Raw genomic sequence first — 16,379 nt, 5'->3', positions numbered from 1 at the left:
CTCCGCAGGAACGCGGCGCCAGCATCGAAGGGGAAACGAATGTACTGCATTCCGGAGGAACCGGACTTCGGAGACGGCCACGCGGCGGAACGCGCCGTCTGGGAAAAGCTCCGCGCCTGCCTGCCCGACGACGTCGTACTCGCCCATTCGGTGCAGGTCCGGAACGGCAGCGCTGAACATGAAATCGACCTGCTGGTTCTCTGGCCCGGCGTCGGTCTCGCCGCCATCGAGGTGAAGGGTGGGCAGGTGGGCATCGAGCGTGGGCAGTGGTACCAGTCCGACCGGAGCGGCCGGCACAACATCCAGAGCCCGGTTGCCCAGTCGCAGGGTTCGCTGCACGCGTTCAAGTCCTGGATCGGCGACCAGATCGGCACAGCCCTGACCAGTCGCTTCGCCTACCTGGTCTGCCTGCCGTACACAACGGTGCCGGCCGACTGGACGCTCTCCGGCTGTCCACGTTCCCTCATCCTCGATTCGGGTGACCTGCAGTCGCCCGCCGAAAAGATTCGTTCCGCCATCGAAACCGAAGGCGGCGGTGCTTCATCACTGGCGCCGGCGTATCTGCACCGCATCACCGCCCGCCTTGAAGGTCACCTCGACCCCGCGACGACTCCCGACCTGAACGCGCGCGAGCTCGAGGATGCGCAGAATCACCTGACGGAACGCCAGAAAGTACTGCTGACATCCACCCGCGCACTCCCCCGCATCCGGTTCACCGGCGGAGCGGGCAGCGGAAAGACCTGGCTGGCGGTGGAGAAGGCGCGACAACTGACCAGACAGGGCCTGCGCGTCGGGCTTTTCTGTTACAACAAGGGCCTCGGCCAGCATTTGCAGAATCAGGTAGCCACCTGGCGACAGGCCAAGCCCGTCTTCACCGGTGAATTCCACGAGTACGTCCGTTCCCTCGGGGTTCCCGACGGTAGCGGACAGACCTACTTCGACGAGGAGATGCCGCGGCTGCTCCAGCAGAAGGCCGGCGATCTGGAGCAAGGGCGGAAGTTCGACGCCGTGATCGTGGATGAAGCACAGGACTTCGCTCCGCTGTGGTGGGAGGCGCTGCTCGCCTGCCTGAAGGATCCGTCCGCCGGACAGGTGTATGCCTTCATGGACGACCGGCAGGACGTGTATCGCCGGTGGGGTGGAGCAACTGCCGACGTCGTTCACGGTCCTACTGCTGACCTGGTGCCCATCCATATCGACGACAATCTCCGCAACACCCGGCGAATTGCCGACACCTTCAAGGTCTTCGCCGGTGAACACTTCACGCCGCGCGGTGGAACAGGGCTGCCGGTTCGCCGCGTCGACTGCGCCACCGAGGACGCACTCGATGTCGCCGGTGACTGCATGGATGCCCTGATCGTGGAGGGGTGGGAGAGCAACCAGATCGCGTTGCTGACCACGCGGCACCGGCATCCGGTGCATCAGGACTATTTCGATCGGGATGCCACCCAGGAGTACTGGCGCGACTTCCACGCCAATGAATCCGAGTTCTACGGTCACGTGCTGGGCTTCAAGGGCCTCGAACGGTCGGTAGTCATTCTCTGCGTCGACGGCTTCAAGGAGCAGGACCGTGCTGCCGAGCAACTGTACGTCGGCCTGTCACGCGCACGCTGTCTGCTCGTCGTCGTCGGGGACTCGGCGCTCCTCGGCGATGCGGGCGGCCCGGAGTTCGCGCGGGCCTTCGCCGACGCCCAGCAATGGGACCCGGCGGTTCCGTCCCTACCCTGACCGGCACCGTCGCGCGCTGGGCAGAACCCCAAGAATCCTCCCAGCTAGCAGGAGTACCGTTGATATAAGCGCTCGGCAGGATTCCTCCGGAAGGCAAGAACCATGAACAAGAAGTGGCTGCGATGGCTCCCCGCCGGCATTGTTCCGGTGGTCATTCTCACCGCGACCGTTGCCGGCCCCACCACTGCGGACGCCAGCCCGCAGCTACCGGAGAAGACCGCCCAGGAGCTGCTGGAACTGGTCGCGGAAAGCTCTGACAGCGCATATTCCGGCACGCTCGAGCAGTCCTCCGAACTCGGTCTGCCCGAGCTCCAGGGAATGACGTCCCCGCACAGCGGTGGCGGCACGGACGGCGCCTCGGCCGCACTGGAACTGCTCACCGGTTCACACACCGCCCAGGTCCACATCGACGGCACGGACAAGGCCCGCCTCCAGGTGATGGATCAGCTGGCGCAGCGCGATGTCATCGTGAACGACGACGAGGTCTGGCTCTACGACTCGCGGGCCAAGGAAGCGACGCACGCCGTCCTTCCCGAGCATGAGGGATCGCCTGAGCACTCGATGCCCGGCTCAGCACACACCCCCGCAGCCCTCGCCGAGAAGTTCCTCGCCATCATCGATGCCTCCACGGAGGTCACCGTGGGAGACAACGCCCGCGTCGCCGGCCGGGACGCGTACGAGCTGATCCTGACTCCCAGAGCCGTGGACACCCTCGTCGGGGCCGTCTCGCTGACCGTGGATGCCGAGACCGGTCTGCCCCTCGGCTTCGCCATCGCTGCGGAAGGCCAGGAGGAACCGGCTTTCTCGGTCGAGTTCTCCGACATCGACTTCACCGCCCCGGCGGAGAGCCTGTTCGAGTTCACTCCCCCGCCCGGAACCGCAGTGACCGAGGTCCCCAGCGAGGAACACCACGATGCATCCGCAGCACGGAAGCACCAGGAAGCTCCGGAAGCTCTCGAGGCGGATCGCAAGCCGACTGTTCTCGGGAAGGGCTGGAGCACGATCGTCGTTCTGCCCGCAGGATCCGCCTCGGGCCTGTTGGGCGGCGGCATGGATGCGGGCGACGACGCCGGTTCGGTGGACAGCCCACGCGGTGGCGACTCAGCCGAAGCCCAGGCCCTCCTCGAACAGGCGCTGACGCAGGTCGACGGCGGCCGCGTCCTGGAGACAGCCCTGGTGTCCGTGCTGATCACCGACGACGGACGCGTCCTCGCAGGTGCCGTCAGCGCCGACCAGCTGATCGCAGCCGCGCAGCAGTGACTGGACCGATAGCGACGCAGACACGAATCACCCGAACGCCGCCGAGCCGGCAGCCAACCCGCCGCCGTCGTCAGCAGTCCGCCAGGTGAGCCCTGCTGCCGGTGAACTCGCGATCGAAACCCGCGGGCTCACCAAGACGTTCGGCCGCCAGCGCGCGGTCGACGACGTCGGCCTGAGGGTCCCGCGCGGCTCGGTCTTCGGCTTTCTGGGGCCCAACGGATCAGGCAAGACGACGACCATCCGCATGCTGCTCGGGCTCGCCACGGCATCGAGCGGCGAGATCCAGTTGCTCGGCGGGGCGATGCCGGCGTCCTCCCGCGATGTCCTCCCCCGCGTCGGCGCGCTCGTCGAAGGACCCGCCATCTACCCGTTCCTGTCCGGACGCGCGAACCTGCAGCGGTTCGACTCCGCCGACCGCCATACCTCCCCCGCCACCCGCAACCGGCGCGTGGACGCCGCCCTCGACCGCGTGGGACTCGGCCACGCGGCCCGCAAACCCGCCCATGCCTACTCGCTCGGCATGAAGCAGCGCCTCGGCATCGCCAACGCACTCCTCACCCCGCGCGACCTGCTCATCCTCGACGAACCGAGCAACGGCCTTGACCCGCAGGGCACCCGCGAGGTGCGCAGCCTCATCCGCTCGCTCGCCGACGGCGGCACCACGGTGTTCGTCTCCAGCCACCTCCTCGCCGAGGTGGAACAGATGTGCACCGAGATCGCGGTCATGAGCGCCGGACGCCTCGTAGCCCAGGGCACGCTCGATGAGTTGCGCGCCCAGGGCACCGCCCGTGTGCGCGTCCTCACCCCCGATCCTGGCACCGCCCGGCGCGTCCTCACCGAACTGGGACTCACACCCGAGGACGGCGGACGGGACGACGTCGTCACCGCCGACCTCACCCGCCCCGGCCTCCAGCCGGAAACGGTCAACGCGGCGCTCGTTCACGCCGATGTCCGTGTCCGCGGCTTCTCGATCAGCGGCGCCTCCCTTGAGGAACGCTTCGTGGCCTTGACCGGAGAGGGGTTCGACGTTGCCGGCTGAATCCTTGCCTTCTGCCCCTGCCGCCCAACGAGCGGACGACGGCGCAGGTGCGGCCCGTCCTTTCGCCGGGTGGGCGCTGCTCGCCTCCGAGATCGGGGTGCTGTTCCGACGTCGTCGTACCTGGGCGATGCTGGTGGCTCTTGCCGCGATCCCTGTACTCATCGCCGTGGTCATCCGCTTGTCCTCCGACGGGCCGAGCCCCGGCCGCGGGCCTGCCTTCCTCGACAGCATCACGCAGAACGGTTTGTTCGTCTCGCTCACCGCGCTGACGGTGTCCATTCCGCTGTTCCTGCCGCTGACCGTCGGCGTCGTTGCCGGAGACACCATTGCCGGTGAGGCAAATCTCGGCACCCTCCGCTACCTGCTGGTGGCGCCCGCCGGACGCATCCGGCTGCTGCTCGTGAAGTACGCGGGGGCGGCCCTGTTCTGTCTGGTGGCCGCGCTCGTCATCGTCACCGTGGGAGCACTGATCGGTGCGGCACTGTTCCCGATCGGACCGGTGACGCTGCTCTCCGGGGACACCATCGGAATCGGCGGCTACTTCGGCCGGCTGCTGCTGCTTGCCGCCTACGTGACGATGTCGCTGATGGGACTCAGCGCGATCGGGCTCTTCATTTCGACGCTCACCACTGTTCCGGTGGGCGCAATGGCCGCCACGGCGGCGCTTGCGGCAGTCTCGCAGATCCTCGGCGCCCTGCCGCAGCTGGAATGGCTGCACCCCTGGCTCTTCACGCACTACTGGCTCGGGTTCGGCGACTTCCTGCGGCAACCGATCGCATGGGGTTCCTTTGGCGACAACGCGCTGCTGCAGTTCGGCTATATCGCGGTGTTCGGGTCGCTGGCCTACGGGCGGTTCAGCACGAAGGACATTCTGAGCTGAGGCACCGGGTCTACTTTTCGCGGTGGCTGCTGGTCCACTGCAGGATTCCGCTCACCGCTGCCTCAAGCTGACTTACGGCCCCTGCCTCGCGATCCTCACCAGTTAGGCGCTGCCGTCCGGACGACGGCGACTGAGGTACCGCTGTCACGATGCGATGCGCGGCGGTAGCGATGCGATCCCGCTGCCGTCGAGGACCGGACGGCCGGCCACAGGAGATCGAGGGAGTGGAGCGCCTGGGCGCGCGCCATCGCGAGAACCGCCTGTGCGCAGACCTCCGCGTCATTGCCGGCGTCGTGGTGCTTGAATGCGCCCAGTCCGAGTGCCTTGGCCACGGAGGGCAGCTTGTTTCCTTCGAGGTTGAGCAGACGACGCGCGAGATTCAGGGAGCAGTGGAAGGTCAGATCCGGCATCTGAAGTCCGGATTCGGAGCACGCGCTGCGGAAAACGGAGCGGTCGAAGGAAGCGTTGTGGGCAACGAGGGCGTCGGTTCCCACGAAGTCGAGGATGCGGCGCAGGCTTGCTTCCCAGTTGGCGGCACCCGTCACGTCGCTCGCCCGGATGCCGTGAACCGCGATGTTCCTCGGATCGAAGTGGCTTACGGCGACGGGCGGCCGGATGAGCCAGGACGTCGTCTCGACGACTTTCCCGCCCTGCACCTTCGCCAGACCGACAGCACAGGCGGACCCGCGTTTGCTGTTGGCGGTCTCGAAATCGATCGCGGTGAAGTTGAGACCCTGCACTGTTCCCCCTGAGGTGACTGGTGTCGCCTGTCCGAGCAACCTTCCGGAGCTTACCTCCCAAAGGACGCCTTTCCGGGAATGTTCAACTTCAGGTCAGATAACGGCCACCGTTTCGTGGCCCTGCCCCGGCACCGTGGGAATCGGCCACCGCTGTCGTACGAGGAGCGTTTGTGAAACCGCTGATCCAAGCCATCGCCGTCCTGCTGTCCCCCTATCTGCTTCGGGGTACTACCAAGCCCTCCGTGGTCGACTTCCCGCAGACCATCGATGGCGGAGCCTGGGCTTCCGGACACATCCAGGGCATCGCTGTCGATCTGAAGAGTGAAGTTGTCTACTACTCCTTCACGTCGATGCTCGTGAAGACCGACTTCGACGGCACCGTTCTTGGCACCGTCACGGGAATCACCGGGCACCTGGGCGATCTCGCCTTCAACGAGAAGGACGGCCGCGTCTACGCATCGCTCGAATACAAGGCAGCCGATTCCTTCTACATCGCCATCTTCGACGGTGACCGGATCAACAAGATGGACCTGGATGCCGAGACGGACGGCATCGTCACCACCGTCTACCTCGAGGAGGTGGCCCGGGACTTCACTGCCGATACCCCGCGCCACCGGTACGGCAGCAGCGGGATCGACGGCGTGTCCTTTGGCCCCGCCTTCGGCCGGAGGAACGGCAGTCAAATGCTCTCCGTCGCTTACGGCATCTACTCCGACACCGAACGCAGGGACAACGACCACCAGGTGATCCTGCAGTACGACGCGACGCACTGGTGGAAGTACGAGCAGCCCCTCGTCCAGTCCAACCCGCATACGAGCGGGACGGCCGGTGAGGACGGCAAGTACTTCGTCTACACGGGCAACACCACCTACGGCGTGCAGAACCTGAAGTACGACCCGCACACCGGGCACTGGCTCCTCGGCGTCTACAAGGGCAAGAAGCAGCACTTCCCCAACTATTCGCTCTTCGCCATCGACGGATCAGCCACACCCCGACGCGGCGTCATCGAAGGCCAGCAGACCACGGAGGAAGGCCTGCTCCTGCCGCTTCTTCAACAGGGCCGCAGGCACGAGGCCACCGACATCCGCGGCTGGAACTTCACCGCCGACGTCGGACTCGAGTCCCTCGGCAACGGGTACTTCTACATCGCCACGCAGGGTCGCGTCCTGAAGGACGGCGGAATGCGGCAGACCGCAGTGCTCGACCTGTTCCGCTGGACCGGGGCGGCGTCCTCACCCTTCGAGCTCGTGAGCCGCTGACTTCTTCTCTCCGGCCATGAGAACAGCCCGACGACGGCGGCCACCTAGGGGCGGTCCGCCGTCGTCCTCACGAGTTACTTACTCGCAGCCCCTGCCATCGCCGTCGCGATCCAGGTGCGTTCCGTATCCCGGCTGGCCGATGATGACGGGTGCGGCACCAGCAGCTCGGGCCGCTGTGCAGTTTGCGTAGTAGGCAGCAGGGGCCGGTGGAGCCGGCGCAGGAGCGACAGGTGCGGGCGCCGGCGCGGGAGCGACCGGAGCAGGCGCCGGAGCTGGAGCCGGTGCTGGCGCAGGTGCCGGTGCGGGCGCGGGAGCGGGCGCGGGAGCCGGTGCGGGAGCCGGAGCAGGTGCAACTGGAGCTGGCTCTTCTGTCGGCACTGCCACGGGCGCACTCTGGTTGGTCGGGGCCAGATAGCCGTCGCAATTGGAAAGGACACGCACCATTGCATCGTGCTCGGCCTGTGTCACCCACAGGGTGTAGGTGGCTTTCACGGAGATCTGCCGGGCGACGTATTCGCAGCGGAAGGACGTGTTCGGCGGCAGCCAGGTGGCGGCGTCGCCGTCGCCCTTTTGCCCGTTCGTGGGGCCGTCGGTGGACTGCAGGTTGAGTGGATCGTTCGCGAAGGCTAGCCGCTGGTCGAACGTGAGCTGCTGTGCACCCTTCTGCCAGGCGTCCGAGAGGGCGACGACGTGGTCGATCTGGACCTCGATGCTGGTTTCCTGGCCCCGAAGGAAGGGAATCGTCGTTCCCGTGTACGGGTCGTCCAGCACGCCTGTTTGGACCCTGCAGGGAACGGAGTTCGCATGGACGATCTCGGTGAGATCCCGATTCAGCATGTCGTTCCGGGTGTCGCAGCCGTTGCGGTCGACGTCGGCCCATGACTGACCGAACTGGTCGCGGTCGTACCCCGTCTTCGGTGCACGGCCCTTGATGGGAAGCGTTTCGAGCAGGGCGAGCGCCGTGGTGTCGTAGGCGGGCTGGCTTTGGGGCGCAACCGCATCGCCGGTGACCTCAGCGACATCGTCGACCTCGACGGGCGCCACGTCCGGTGTGGCCGACGGCGATGGCGATGCGGAAGGTGATGGTGGCGCAGTCCGAGTCGGCGAGGCAGAGGGCGACGGCGAAGCAGTGCGGGACGGTGAAGGAGTTGCCTCTGCTGTGGCCGACTCCTGTTCGGCCAGAGCAGCCGGCACTGTGTCGTCAGTGGGCGGAGCGATCAAGCCGCCGACGATCAAAGCCACCACGCTGGCGCCGACGGTGACCAGACCCATCTTCCGGCCGGCGAGCCGTGCCCACGACGGCCGATTCGTGAGGACGGTGTAGAGACCCGTCAGGAGCGCTAAAAGCGCGGTCATGATGATGGCGCCGCTGATCCCGCCGGTGATCAGACCGATGACGATGAGGAACAGTCCGAGGCCGCCCACGATGGGCGTGGAAAGCTTCGCCTTCGGCCGCCCCGTCGGTGACTCGGAGTTTCGGACAGGCGGATACTGCGAAGAATTCATCAAGGCCCCAGCACTAGTGATTGTGACCGAAGCATATAACGCAGCAGATGGCACGGCGTACCGCACCTATCAAGGCCCGACGTCGTAGGTGGACAACCACCTACGTCGTAGGTGGACAACCACCTGGTGCCCACACCACCGGCCGCGCCGCTACCTCGATAAAATTTCGCTCGGTTCTCCCTGCTGCAGAACTGAGGCCAGGAGCGATGGCTCCACCGATCCCCCCGTGACGACGGCGGCAACAGTGCCGTCGACTGGAACAAGATCATGCATCCAGGCTGCTGCCGCAACCGCCCCGGACGGTTCGGCCACCAGTCGCCCGGACAAGGCCAGATGCCGCATCGCCGCATAGATCTGCTTCTCCGACACTGTGACGATGTCATCGACATACCGCTGGACATGCTCCCACGGGTGCACGCCCAGAGCAGGAGTACGCAGCCCATCAGCAACCGTGCGGTACGTCAGCTCAGGTTCCCAGGAAACCCGGCGTCCTTCGCGGAGGCTTTGAGCTGCGTCGGCCGCGAGTTCAGGCTCGACGCCGATGACCCGCGTCGTCGGGCTCAAAGCCTTCACCGCCGTCGAGATTCCGGAGATCAGTCCGCCTCCAGAGACGGGAACCAGGACGACGTCGACGTCGGGCAGCTGCTCCAACAGCTCCAGGCCAACCGTTCCCTGTCCGGCGATGATCCGAAGGTCGTCGTACGGGGGTACATGGACGTAGCCGCGGTCGGCGGCCAACTCCGCGGCCCGGATGTCCCGCTGCGCTGCGGGCACGAGTTCCACCTCCGCACCGAGGGCGCGCACGGCGGCAATTTTCACCGGCGGAGTCACGTCAGGCATCACGATGACGGCGTGCAGGTCCAGCCGGTGTGCCAGCCAGGCGACGGCACGGGCGTGGTTGCCCGAGGACTGCGCGACGACGCCGTTTTCGCGGGCCTGGTCGAGCACCTGGGCGATGGCGTTGTAGGCACCACGGAGCTTGAAGGCGCCGGTGGGCTGCAGCGATTCAGCCTTGCAGTGCAGCACCTCGTCGGGTCGCTGCGGGTGTGGCAGCGCAATAAGCGGCGTGCGCAGAACCAGGTCCTGAATGCGCCCTGCAGCGGCGGTGATGTCCTCCAGGGTGACCAGCTGCGGATTCGATTCTGAAACGCCTTGTCGAGTCTCCATACTGCGATCCTAGGGGACGCATTCTCGTGGAGAGCGCCCGCGATGTGATATCACATCCGTGCTGCATGAAGCCCCGTCCTCCCCCACGGGGTCGGATACAGTTGGAACGCCGTCGAACGTCACCCTCTTGTAGAAACGAACATCCGGCCCTCAGGGTCGAGGCGCTTGAGCAGTTGCGCGGCGATCGTGGATAGCTGCTCCACCTGCTCCGACGTGAGCTGGTCGAGGACAAGGCCACGCACGTTCTCCACATGACCCGGCGCCGCCCTCACAACCTTGGTCCACCCCGCTTCGGTGAGCGTGACGTTCTTAGCCCGGCGGTCCTCGCTGCACTCACTGCGCTCAACAAGCCCCATCTTTTCGAGGCCTGTCAGCACGCGGGACAGCCGGGGCAGGGTCGCGTTCGTCATCGACGCGAGCCCGGTAATCCGGAGCGTGCGCCGCGGCGCCTCGGACAGTGAGGCCAGCACAAAGTATTCGAAGTGGGTCAGGTCCTCGTCCCGGGTCAGCTGCGCATCGAGGGCGCCGGGCAACAGTTCAAGCACGGCCGCTATCCGTACCCACGCCGTCTGCTCGTCCTCCGTCAGCCATCGTGTCTTCGTCATACCGTCATTCTACGCAATGCTTGCACCTACAACTAACCGGTGCTAGGATATTGGTTGTACCTACAAGTTATTCATCCAGAGGAGCTTCTCATGACTTCGTTCACCATCTTTGGCAAGGGCAACATGGGCAGCGCGATCGCCGGCGTTGTCACAGCGGGCGGCGCGTCCGTCGAGCACATCGACAATTCGAGCACCGGCGCCACCGTCAATAGCGACGTCGTCGTCCTCGCGGTCCCCTACCCGGCACTCAAGGCCATCACCGCCCAGTACGGTGACCAGCTGGCCGGCAAGATTGTCGTCGACATCACCAACCCGCTGAACTTCGACACCTTTGATTCCCTGGTGGTTCCCGCTGATAGCTCCGCAGCCGCCGAGCTTGCCGCCGCACTCCCCTCCTCGAAGGTGCTCAAGGCCTTCAACACCACCTTCGCCGCGACCCTCGCGTCGCAGAGCGTCGGACCCAACCAGACCACCGTGCTGATCGCCGGGGACGACGCCGCCGCCAAGGACACTCTTGCCGCAGCCGTGAAGGCAGGCGGCGTGGACGCCGTCGATGCCGGGTCCCTGGCCCGTGCCCGTGAGCTCGAGTCGCTCGGCTTCCTGCAGTTGGCCCTCGCCGCAGGCGAGAAGATCCAATGGACCAGCGGATTCGCGCTCGTTCGCTGATCAATTGACCGCCACACCGGTGCCAACATCCGCAGGCGCCGGCGCCATGTTTCCCGCCCCTCCTGGCGCTTGCCGCCTTCTGCACGACAGCACCTCCGAGACCCTAGAAACGGAATCCTTCATGAACAACCCCGCACTGATCACCACCGCCCGCACCATCCTCCGCGTCGTCGTCGGCTTCCTCTTCGCTGCACACGGCTGGCAGAAGTACAACGAGTGGACCATCGCCGGCACCACTGCCGCCTTCGGCGAAATGGGCATTCCCCTGGCCGACGTCGCTGCTCCGGTCATCGCCACGCTTGAGCTGGTGGGCGGCATCGCACTGATCCTCGGCTTCCTGACCCGCCCGGTCGCCGTGCTGCTGACCCTCGACATGCTCGGCGCCCTGGTACTGGTACACCTCTCCGCAGGAGTGTTCGTGGCGAACGGCGGGTACGAACTGGTACTGCTGCTCGGCACCGCGGCACTGACCCTCGCCCTGGTCGGCCCCGGGCGCGCCTCTGCCGATCACGCACTGTTCGGCCGCAGGAACTCCAAAATGAGCGTGCTCGCGTAGGCTTCAACAGATTGTGAAAAGGGAGGGAACCCGCACGGGTTCCCTCCCTTTTCAGTAGTGGTGTCTGGCCGCGATAATTACGATTTGTTCGTCTTCGACCGCGTAAACGAGTCGGTGTTCCTCGGTGATGCGACGTGACCAATAACCGGCCAACTGGTGCTTGAGTGCCTCCGGCTTACCAATTCCTTCGAAAGGCGTCCGGAGGCACTCGTTGATGAGCAGATTGATCCGCTTCACCATGGCTTTGTCGTTCTTGATCCAGTACTGGTAGTCATCCCAACCATGCGGCGTGAACGTTGTGTTCATTCGGCCAGTGGTCGCTCAATTGCCGTCCCGGCCCGGTGCTGCGCAATACTCTCCAACAAGTGTGTGGCGTTGGCAGGCGTTCGCAGCAGGTAAGCCGTCTCCTCGAGGGCTTCGAAGTCGGCCAGGGACATGAGCACCGCGCTGCCTTTCTTCGAGATGATCTCCACGGGCGAGTGGTCGTTGTTGACCTGCTCAATGAGCGGGAACAGCCGCGCTCGTGCCTCGGATGCCGTGATAGCCATAACCAATCCTCCTTAGTGGTACTACAAATGGTACCGCAGAGCCAAAGGTGACGTATTGCCGCCCTGAGGCCGGGATGCACTCAGACCGAACCACCTCCCGCATTGGGCTCAAGCGCTAAGTGGCCACGGGCTCGGCGACTACCTCGGTCATAGCGCTGCACCTATTGATATACGATAGATTTTTATTGGTATTCAGTAGAAGGAGTCTCCGTGGGAAAGCTGACTATCCTAACCTTGCGCGTAGTGCTCGCGCTGGTGCTCGCCGGATCGCTGTTTGTACAGGTAGGGATGGTGCCGCTGCTGTCTGTCGATCTGGAGCAGGCCGGCGCGCCCGACGGCCCACGCATCACGTTCCTCGCCACCATGGTGCTGGGCATCGTGGCCGCACAGGTCACTGGAGTGTGCGTATGGAAGCTGCTGACGATGGTGCGGCGTGGAACGGTGTTCTCGCACCACGCCTTCCGGTACGTGGACATCATCTTCAGTGCCATAGCAGTCGCCTCCGTGCTCATCTTCGGGATTGCCGTGCTGCTCGCACCGGGCGACGTCGCTCCCGGCATCGTCCTGCTGATTTGCGGGGCGTCGCTGATGATCGCCGGGGTGGCACTGGTCGTCCTGGTGATGCGGACACTGCTGGCCCAGGCGGTCGCGCGCGATGCCGAGGCACAGCACCTGCGGACCGAACTCGACGAGGTCATCTGATGCCCATCATCGTCGACATCGACGTGATGCTTGCGCGTCGCAAAATGCCCGTCGGCACGCTGGCCGAGCAGATCGGAATCACGCCCGCCAACCTGGCAGTGCTCAAGAACGGCCGCGCGAAGGCGGTGCGCTTCACGACACTGGAGGCGCTGTGCGAGGTACTCGAGTGCCAGCCGGGCGATCTGTTGCGGTGGGAAGCGGATAAGCCCGACGACGGCGGAGGTTTCGAACCAAACGAGGCTCACCGGGAGAAATAGTCACAATTCATTGGAAAACAACAAAATTATGAATCTGTGCTAAACCTTAGAACATCAGTCGCTCCTGTCTTATAAGTCACATGGGCACCACACGTTATTTTCTAGGGGACCAAATGAAGAAGACCTCCGCCACCCTCACGCTCGCCGCAGTAGTAGGTTTCACCCTCCTGTCCGCGTCACCTGCGATGGCAGCACCGTTCCAGAACTGCGACCAGGCCGCACTCGTTGGCGCCTACAACATCCCGATCGGTTCGCCTGCCTACAATCCCAACTCCGATCGCGATAAGGACGGCATCGCTTGCGAGAACGGCGACTTCGGCCTGTACCAGGATGTAGCCACCACTACGCCTGCCCCCGTCGTCACCCAGGCGCCCCAGGTCGCCCAGATGCCCGTCGGTGGCGCCGCAACCGGTGTAGCCCAGAAGCCAGCCGACAACACCGCGGCCCTCGCACTCGGTGGCGGCCTCGTGCTCGCGGCAGTAGCCGGCGGTGCACTTGTTGTCCGTCGTCGTTCCGCATAGGTATTACAAAGCCACACCGAAATGATGGGTAGCCTCGACGGCTCCTCGTCAGATCACCGAACGGCCGCCTCGGGAGCATTGCTGCCCCTGCGGCGGCCGTTTTGGGTTAGGTGATCGACGAATTGTCTGCCCCAATTGAAAGCGGGCTGGCTACCACGGTGAGGTCAGGCTAAGAATGCCAGTCCATCGCGTTCACTAGCTGATTCCCGATACGCATGATGGCTGCGTCAATACTGGAATCACCGCTGGAAGATCGCTTCATCTGCGACCTGACCGAGGCAGCCAATCCTTCCCGGGAGATCCATCCGACCACCTCGTCGATTCCGTCCAACAGGTCTTCCTCCAAGATTTCGGTATCGCCTGCTCGATGGACGTATCCTCCCTCACGGGCACCAGCGCAAACGACCACGGGCCCGCCACCGAAAGGTGCCGGGCCCGCCGTCGTGCATCGAACTTCTAGAACGTCCGAATCGGAATCTCCGCGGGGTCCATCAGCAGCGACTCAATCTCCTCGTCGAGCTTCACCAGGGTGATCGATGCCCCCGCCATGTCCAGCGACGTGCAGTACTCCCCCACGTAGCTGCGACCCACGCTGATGCCCTGCTCCGCCAGGCGCTTGTGCGCCTGCCCGTACAGCAGGTACAGCTCGCTGATCGGGGTACCACCGAGGCCGTTGATCATCAGGGCCACGCGGTCACCGTCGCTGAACGGCAGGTCCTTTACCACGGGGCCGAGGAGCTCCTCCACGATCTCGTTCGCCGGCATCATCTTCGCCCTGCGCCGGCCCGGTTCACCATGGATACCGACGCCCATCTCGATCTCGTCCGGTCCCAGCTCGAACAGCGGACTTCCCTTCGCCGGCGGCGTGCAGGCGGTGAGCGCCACGCCCATGGTGCGCGTCACCGAGTTCACCTTCTCGCCGATGCGGATCACCTCGTCGAGGTCCGCACCACGCTCCGCCGCAGCGGCCACAGCCTTGATGACGAAGAAGTTGCCCGCCACCCCGCGTCGGCCAATCGTGTAGGTGGAGTCCTCTACCGAGACGTCGTCGTTGATGAACAGCGTCTTGACCTCGATGCCGTCGGCCGAGGACATCTCCTGGGCCATCTCGAACACCATCTTGTCGCCGGTGTAGTTGTTCACCAGCAGCAGCACACCCTTCGGTGACGCCATGAGCTTCGTCGTCTCGTACACGTAGTCGAACGGAGGCGCGGCGAAGACGTCGCCCGGGCAGGCGGCATCGAGCATGCCCTTGCCCACGATCATCACGTGCGCCGGCTCGTGCCCGGACCCTGAACCCTGCACGATGGACACCTTGTTCTGGTCGGGACCGTCGGCACGCATGATCAGGTTGTACTCGGGCACGTACTTCAGGGTGTCCGGGTTCGCGAGCGCCAGGCCCTCGAGCATCTCCGGGACGAACTGCTGCGGATCATTGACGAACTTCTTCATGAGATCTCCACGTCGTTGTGTTGGGATTCGGTTGGGAAATGAAACTCAGGGCCAGTCGGCCACGATGCGTTCGATGATGATGGCCACCGCCATCGCACCGGCGTCGGGCGAGCCGATACTGCGTTCCCCGCTGTAGCTCGCGCGGCCGCGCTTCGCCTCGAGCACCGAGGTGCCGTCGGCGCACTCGCGGGTCTTGGCGGCGAAGGCTGCACGGCACTCCTCCGACGACGCGCCGGAGGCGAGCTGCCGTTCGAGCTCATCGGTGGCAGGAATGAGGGCATCGAGCAGGGTCTTGTCACCGAGGTCCGCGTTGCCGCGCGCCTTGATGCCGTCGGTGGCACCGCGCAACATGGCGACGACGGCGGCACCATCGATGGCATCCACGGTCTTCGCGGCGGCCGAGGCCCGAAGGAACGCCGTTCCCCACAGTGGACCCGACGTCCCGCCGATCCTGCTCGAGATCACGAGGGCTATCTGCTGGAGAAAGGTAGCGACGTCGTCGCGCTTCAGCGAATCCCAGTCCGCCAGCACCTTCTCGAAGCCGCGGGCCAGGGAGTAGCCGAGGTCGCCGTCGCCGACCACGGCGTCGAGGTCCCCGAACTCCTTCTCCTTTTCGACGGCCGTGGAAGCGAGCGAGTGCACGACGAACTCGACGTCGGCGACGTCGTTGGCGGTCATGGGATCTCCGTATCGGTGGTTGGGGCGGAACCCGCATCGCCGGGTCCGGGGTAGGCCAGCAGGTCCTGCAGCGTGGTGAGGGTGACGACGCCGGGAACGTCAGTGCCGTGCGGGTTCTCGAGGACCTCGGCCTGCTCGCCGTCCGGGTCGCCGAGGGAGCTGACCACGAGGGACGCCCCGGTGAAGTCCTCCTCGCGGGTGAAGCCGCTGACGGTCACCACGGTTCGAAGTCCGGCGGCGACGGCGGCGCGCAGCCCGTTGCCGCTGTCCTCCACGACGATCGCGTCCTCGGGCGACACTCCGAGGTCGGACAGTGCCAGCAGGTAGATGTCAGGCGCAGGCTTCTTCGCGGGAACCACATCACCGGCGAACACGGAGAACTGCGCGGCGAGTGACTCCCCGACGGCGTGCGTGAGAACCGCGCGGACGGCAGGTTCCGCGGAGGTCGAGGCGACGGCGAGGGTCCAGCCAGCGTCGGACGCCTCCCCCACGATCCGGGCGATTCCCGGCCGCGCGGGCATGACGCCGCTTTCCACCAGCCCCTTGTAGACCTCGGTCTTGCGCTTGTGCCAGGAGAGGATCGCGGCGTCGATGGCGTCGTCGTCCTTCAGTCCCAGCTGCAGGGCGAGCGCCGGGGTGAGGATGCTGCGCATGCGCTCCTTGCCGCCGCCGATTCTCACCTTCACGGCATAGTCCTCCACGCTCCACTGCACGGGGACGTCGAAGTCGGCGAAGGTCTGGTTGAACGCGGGCAGGTGACCGTACTGTTCGGTGTCGGCGAGCACACCGTCGCAGTCGAAGATGAGTGCGGGCAT

Annotated in this window: 19 protein-coding genes; 10 read left to right on the top strand and 9 right to left on the bottom strand. The window is 65.3% G+C overall.

Annotated elements, in window-relative coordinates; genetic code table 11:
- Window positions 1-39: 39 nt before the first annotated feature.
- From IWX75_RS07275 to IWX75_RS07260, 4 genes are all read left to right on the top strand, one after another.
- Window positions 40-1,728 carry a nuclease-related domain-containing DEAD/DEAH box helicase gene (locus IWX75_RS07275; RefSeq protein ID WP_196821576.1) on the top strand — a complete coding sequence of 563 codons (1,689 nt, stop codon included), beginning with the start codon at window positions 40-42 and terminating at the stop codon, window positions 1,726-1,728.
- A gap of 102 nt (window positions 1,729-1,830) precedes the next feature.
- Window positions 1,831-2,988 (top strand): LolA family protein, encoded by a 1,158-nt coding sequence (locus IWX75_RS07270; protein ID WP_196821575.1) that lies wholly within the window; start codon window positions 1,831-1,833, stop codon window positions 2,986-2,988.
- Between the two features lie 85 nt (window positions 2,989-3,073).
- Window positions 3,074-4,027 carry an ABC transporter ATP-binding protein gene (locus tag IWX75_RS07265; RefSeq protein WP_196821574.1) on the top strand — a complete coding sequence of 318 codons (954 nt, stop codon included), beginning with the start codon at window positions 3,074-3,076 and terminating at the stop codon, window positions 4,025-4,027.
- Window positions 4,017-4,907: an ABC transporter permease gene (locus tag IWX75_RS07260; protein ID WP_442858955.1), complete on the top strand. Its 891-nt coding sequence runs from the start codon at window positions 4,017-4,019 to the stop codon at window positions 4,905-4,907. Before IWX75_RS07265 ends, IWX75_RS07260 begins: the two co-directional genes overlap by 11 nt.
- 95 nt (window positions 4,908-5,002) lie before the next feature.
- Here IWX75_RS07260 and IWX75_RS07255 read toward each other — a convergent pair whose 3' ends face one another.
- Window positions 5,003-5,647, bottom strand: a complete 645-nt coding sequence (locus tag IWX75_RS07255; RefSeq protein WP_196821572.1) for a 3'-5' exonuclease — start codon at window positions 5,645-5,647, stop codon at window positions 5,003-5,005.
- A gap of 170 nt (window positions 5,648-5,817) precedes the next feature.
- Here IWX75_RS07255 and IWX75_RS07250 point away from each other — a divergent pair, with 170 nt between their 5' ends.
- On the top strand, window positions 5,818-6,906 hold the full coding sequence (locus tag IWX75_RS07250; RefSeq protein WP_196821571.1) for a hypothetical protein: 1,089 nt from the start codon (window positions 5,818-5,820) through the stop codon (window positions 6,904-6,906).
- A gap of 78 nt (window positions 6,907-6,984) precedes the next feature.
- On the opposite strand, the gene IWX75_RS07245 is transcribed toward IWX75_RS07250, so the two are convergent.
- The 3 genes from IWX75_RS07245 to IWX75_RS07235 form a co-directional block, all read right to left on the bottom strand.
- On the bottom strand, window positions 6,985-8,412 hold the full coding sequence (locus IWX75_RS07245; protein WP_196821570.1) for a GmrSD restriction endonuclease domain-containing protein: 1,428 nt from the start codon (window positions 8,410-8,412) through the stop codon (window positions 6,985-6,987).
- A 150-nt stretch (window positions 8,413-8,562) separates the two neighbouring features.
- Window positions 8,563-9,579 (bottom strand): threonine ammonia-lyase, encoded by a 1,017-nt coding sequence (locus IWX75_RS07240; RefSeq protein WP_196821569.1) that lies wholly within the window; start codon window positions 9,577-9,579, stop codon window positions 8,563-8,565.
- Between the two features lie 119 nt (window positions 9,580-9,698).
- The gene (locus tag IWX75_RS07235) at window positions 9,699-10,184 is read right to left on the bottom strand and encodes a MarR family winged helix-turn-helix transcriptional regulator (RefSeq protein ID WP_196821568.1); all 486 of its coding nucleotides are present in this window, start codon (window positions 10,182-10,184) and stop codon (window positions 9,699-9,701) included.
- Window positions 10,185-10,274: 90 nt separating this feature from the next.
- Here IWX75_RS07235 and IWX75_RS07230 point away from each other — a divergent pair, with 90 nt between their 5' ends.
- Both IWX75_RS07230 and IWX75_RS07225 read left to right on the top strand, forming a co-directional pair.
- Window positions 10,275-10,850: an NADPH-dependent F420 reductase gene (locus tag IWX75_RS07230; protein WP_196821567.1), complete on the top strand. Its 576-nt coding sequence runs from the start codon at window positions 10,275-10,277 to the stop codon at window positions 10,848-10,850.
- A gap of 121 nt (window positions 10,851-10,971) precedes the next feature.
- Window positions 10,972-11,406 (top strand): DoxX family protein, encoded by a 435-nt coding sequence (locus tag IWX75_RS07225; RefSeq protein WP_196821566.1) that lies wholly within the window; start codon window positions 10,972-10,974, stop codon window positions 11,404-11,406.
- Between the two features lie 51 nt (window positions 11,407-11,457).
- On the opposite strand, the gene IWX75_RS07220 is transcribed toward IWX75_RS07225, so the two are convergent.
- Together IWX75_RS07220 and IWX75_RS07215 are read right to left on the bottom strand one after the other, a co-directional pair.
- On the bottom strand, window positions 11,458-11,712 hold the full coding sequence (locus IWX75_RS07220; protein ID WP_196821565.1) for a Txe/YoeB family addiction module toxin: 255 nt from the start codon (window positions 11,710-11,712) through the stop codon (window positions 11,458-11,460).
- Window positions 11,709-11,954 carry a type II toxin-antitoxin system Phd/YefM family antitoxin gene (locus tag IWX75_RS07215; RefSeq protein WP_196821564.1) on the bottom strand — a complete coding sequence of 82 codons (246 nt, stop codon included), beginning with the start codon at window positions 11,952-11,954 and terminating at the stop codon, window positions 11,709-11,711. The genes IWX75_RS07220 and IWX75_RS07215 overlap by 4 nt, the downstream gene beginning before the upstream one ends.
- 210 nt (window positions 11,955-12,164) lie before the next feature.
- On the opposite strand from IWX75_RS07215, the gene IWX75_RS07210 reads away from it, so the two are divergent.
- The 3 genes from IWX75_RS07210 (at window position 12,165) to IWX75_RS07200 (ending at window position 13,434) form a co-directional block, all read left to right on the top strand.
- On the top strand, window positions 12,165-12,656 hold the full coding sequence (locus IWX75_RS07210; protein WP_196821563.1) for a DUF2975 domain-containing protein: 492 nt from the start codon (window positions 12,165-12,167) through the stop codon (window positions 12,654-12,656).
- Window positions 12,656-12,913, top strand: coding sequence for a helix-turn-helix domain-containing protein (locus tag IWX75_RS07205; RefSeq protein ID WP_196821562.1), 258 nt, complete (start codon window positions 12,656-12,658; stop codon window positions 12,911-12,913). The genes IWX75_RS07210 and IWX75_RS07205 overlap by 1 nt, the downstream gene beginning before the upstream one ends.
- A gap of 113 nt (window positions 12,914-13,026) precedes the next feature.
- The gene (locus IWX75_RS07200) at window positions 13,027-13,434 is read left to right on the top strand and encodes an excalibur calcium-binding domain-containing protein (protein WP_196821561.1); all 408 of its coding nucleotides are present in this window, start codon (window positions 13,027-13,029) and stop codon (window positions 13,432-13,434) included.
- 456 nt (window positions 13,435-13,890) lie between these two features.
- Here IWX75_RS07200 and dhaK read toward each other — a convergent pair whose 3' ends face one another.
- From dhaK to IWX75_RS07185, 3 genes are read right to left on the bottom strand one after another with little or no spacing between them, the layout of a single operon-like run.
- Window positions 13,891-14,886: a dihydroxyacetone kinase subunit DhaK gene (gene dhaK / locus IWX75_RS07195; protein ID WP_196821560.1), complete on the bottom strand. Its 996-nt coding sequence runs from the start codon at window positions 14,884-14,886 to the stop codon at window positions 13,891-13,893.
- Between the two features lie 45 nt (window positions 14,887-14,931).
- On the bottom strand, window positions 14,932-15,564 hold the full coding sequence (gene dhaL / locus IWX75_RS07190) for a dihydroxyacetone kinase subunit DhaL (protein ID WP_196821559.1): 633 nt from the start codon (window positions 15,562-15,564) through the stop codon (window positions 14,932-14,934).
- A complete protein-coding gene (locus IWX75_RS07185) occupies window positions 15,561-16,379 on the bottom strand; it encodes an HAD-IA family hydrolase (protein WP_196821558.1) in 819 nt (272 codons plus the stop codon). The genes dhaL and IWX75_RS07185 overlap by 4 nt, the downstream gene beginning before the upstream one ends.

The organism is Arthrobacter sp. CAN_A6 (assembly GCF_015751715.1).
Lineage (GTDB): Bacteria > Actinomycetota > Actinomycetes > Actinomycetales > Micrococcaceae > Arthrobacter_D.
This window is presented reverse-complemented; position numbering and strand designations above follow the sequence as displayed.